Below are 2,839 nucleotides of genomic sequence, written 5' to 3' on the forward strand. Positions count from 1 at the left end.
CGACGTGCTGGTCGACGCGCTCCGCAAGGACGCCGACGACGACTCCAGCCGGCACGACATCGGCGGCAACATCATCCCGAACCTGGTGCGGAACGGCGGCGCGCAGGCGTACGACTTCAGCTTCAACGAGGTGCCCGGCGCGACCCCGCGGGACGCCGGCTACTGGCGCGACGTCGGCTCGCTCGAGTCCTACTTCGACGCCCACATGGACCTGTGCGCGGTGGAGCCGATCTTCAACCTGTATAACGACCAGTGGCCGATCCTGACGTACGTCCCGTCGCTGCCGCCGGCCAAGTTCGTGCACGAGGCTGGGGACCGGATCGGGCGGGCGATCGACAGCCTGGTCAGCCCCGGCGTGGTGATCTCCGGGGGCCTGGTCCGCCTGTCCGTCCTCTCGCCCGGGGTGCGGGTGAACAGCTGGGCCACCGTGGAGCGGTCGGTACTGCTGCACAACACCAAGATCGGCCGGCACGCGGTGGTCCGGGACGCGATCATCGACAAGAACGTCATCGTGCCGGAGCGGGCCCAGGTCGGCGTGGACAAGAACCACGACAGGGCGCGCGGCTTCGCGGTCTCGGCCGGCGGCATCACCGTGGTGGGCAAGGGCCAGGAGGTCGTGCCGTGACTCAGGCCCCGCCCGCCGGCAAGCTCCGTGTCGCGCTGCTGACCCGCGAGTACCCGCCCGAGGTGTACGGCGGCGCCGGCGTGCACGTCACGTACCTGGCCCGCGAGCTCGCTCCGCTGGTCGATCTCACCGTGCACTGCCAGGGGGCGGACCGCCCGGCCGCGGTCGCGCACCGGCCCTGGGACGTGCTGGCCGGCGCCAACCAGGCGCTGCAGGTGGTCTCCACCGACCTGTCCATGGCCGCTGCCGTCGGGCCGGGAATGAACAGCGCGCAGCTGGTCCACTCGCACACCTGGTACGCCAACCTGGCCGGCCACCTGGCCGCCATGCTCTACGACATCCCGCACGTGATGACGATGCACTCGCTGGAGGCCTTGCGCCCGTGGAAGGCGGAGCAGCTAGGCGGCGGGTACACGGTCTCCTCCTGGTGCGAGCGGGTATCGGCGGCCTCGGCCGCCGCGGTGGTGGCCGTCTCGGACGGCATGCGCGCCGACATCATGACCGCTTACCCCGAAATTCCCGCCGAACGGATCCATGTGATACGCAACGGCATAGACACCACCGAGTACCATCCCGATCCGAACACCGATGTGCTCGAGCACTACGGCATCGACCTGACGCGTCCCTACGTCATATTCGTCGGCCGTATCACCCGGCAGAAGGGCGTGCCCGTCCTGCTTCGCGCGGCCTCCGGGCTGATCCCCGAGGCGCAGCTGGTGCTGCTGGCCGGGGCCGCCGACACCCAGGAGCAGCTGGCCGAGGTGACCGAGCTGGTCGACGGCTTGCGCGCCACCAGGTCCGGCGTGTTCTGGATCCCGGAGATGCTGCCCAAGCCCGACGTCATCCAGCTCCTCACGCACGCCACGGTGTTCGCCATCCCGTCGATCTACGAGCCGCTCGGCATCGTGAACCTGGAGGCCATGGCGTGCGGAACCGCGGTGGTCGGTTCCCGCACCGGCGGGATTCCCGAGGTGGTGGCCGACGGCGAGACGGGCCTGCTGGTGCCGGCGGGGGAACCGGAGCCGCTCGCGGCGGCACTGAACACGCTGCTGAGTGACCCCGACCGCGCCGCGGCGATGGGACAGGCGGGCCGCAAGCGCGCGGTGGCGGAATTCGGCTGGCCCGCAATTGCCGCCCAGACGGCCGACCTTTATGCCGAATTGGCTCACTAGGGCTTAAAGCGCCTTCTTGGCTCGGATTTGTCTAATCGGGCGCAAATCACCGTCCTGTGCACCGAGCTGGTGAACCTGGTGTAAACCATTGCCGATGCCACCGCGTCCCAACAGGGGGGCTAGGGGGAACGGGCTAGCGCTGAGAGGCAATTGATGATGCTGAGATCAGGTCGTGCTGTTGTTTGTGCTGTTTTGACCGGATTGCTTGCGGCCGGCATGATCACCGTGGGCATGACCGCGGCCAGCGCTAACCTCGCGGGCACCTGCAACGCCACGGGCACGGCGACGGCGAAGGCCAGCTGCACCGTGATTAAGACGATCAGCAATCCCGCCACGATTTTGTACTCCGTAACCGTGACACAGGGCTCTAACCAGAGCGCCACTATTAACTGGACCGCTACGTGCAAGCTCGGCAGCGACACCGCGACGAACTTCGGCGGTACCGCCGCGACGACCCCGAATAACGGGTACCTCGTCCTTCCCTTCACCACCCCGCCGGACTCCTGTGCCATCAGGGTGGGCGCCACCCTCAGCACCAATAAGGGGAGCGTGCAGGTCGCGGTGAATTACGCGCCGAACCCGAACACTCCCGACCCGACCGCCTCGGCCGCGCCCTCCGGGTCGGTACGGCTCTACCGGGGTCTCGGCGGCAAGTGCGTGGACGACAAGGCCAACAGCTCCGCCAACCGGACCCAGGTCATCATCTGGACGTGCAACTCGCACGACAAGGCCCAGCAGTGGACCTACTCCGGCGGCAAGCTGAAGCACAACGGCCTGTGCCTCAACGACCAGCGCTCCGGCGGCAACGGCAGCAAGGTGATCCTGTACACCTGCAACGGCGGCGCGAACGAGATCTGGACGCACAAGTCCAACGGCGAGTGGGTGCTGAAGGCCAACGGCGGAAAGTACTGCCTGGATGACCCGGCCTCCTCGAAGCACAATGGCACCCAGCTCATCGTGTGGGCGTGCCACAACACCCCCAACCAGCACTGGTTCGCCTCGACGCCGAGCTAGTCTCGCGGTTTCCCGGTCGGCGGGCTGG

Annotated in this window: 4 protein-coding genes; 3 read left to right on the forward strand and 1 reads right to left on the reverse strand. The window is 67.9% G+C overall.

Features of this window, described 5'->3' with window-relative positions; translation table 11 throughout:
* Together VGJ14_08770 and glgA are read left to right on the forward strand one after the other, a co-directional pair.
* The coding region (locus VGJ14_08770; GenBank protein ID HEY2832503.1) for a sugar phosphate nucleotidyltransferase at positions 1 to 625 on the forward strand (625 nt) is incomplete at its 5' end.
* The gene (gene glgA, locus VGJ14_08775) at positions 622 to 1,797 is read left to right on the forward strand and encodes a glycogen synthase (GenBank protein HEY2832504.1); all 1,176 of its coding nucleotides are present in this window, start codon (positions 622 to 624) and stop codon (positions 1,795 to 1,797) included. The genes VGJ14_08770 and glgA, both read left to right, overlap by 4 nt.
* Positions 1,798 to 1,916: 119 nt before the next feature.
* Here the strand turns inward: glgA and VGJ14_08780 are convergent, their stop codons facing one another.
* Positions 1,917 to 2,132 carry a hypothetical protein gene (locus VGJ14_08780; GenBank protein HEY2832505.1) on the reverse strand — a complete coding sequence of 72 codons (216 nt, stop codon included), beginning with the start codon at positions 2,130 to 2,132 and terminating at the stop codon, positions 1,917 to 1,919.
* 19 nt (positions 2,133 to 2,151) lie between these two features.
* Here VGJ14_08780 and VGJ14_08785 point away from each other — a divergent pair, with 19 nt between their 5' ends.
* Entirely contained in the window at positions 2,152 to 2,811 is a 660-nt protein-coding gene (locus VGJ14_08785) for an RICIN domain-containing protein (GenBank protein HEY2832506.1), read from the forward strand.
* Positions 2,812 to 2,839 lie beyond the last annotated feature (28 nt).

The organism is Sporichthyaceae bacterium, from assembly GCA_036493475.1.
Classification (GTDB): Bacteria; Actinomycetota; Actinomycetes; order Sporichthyales; family Sporichthyaceae; genus DASQPJ01.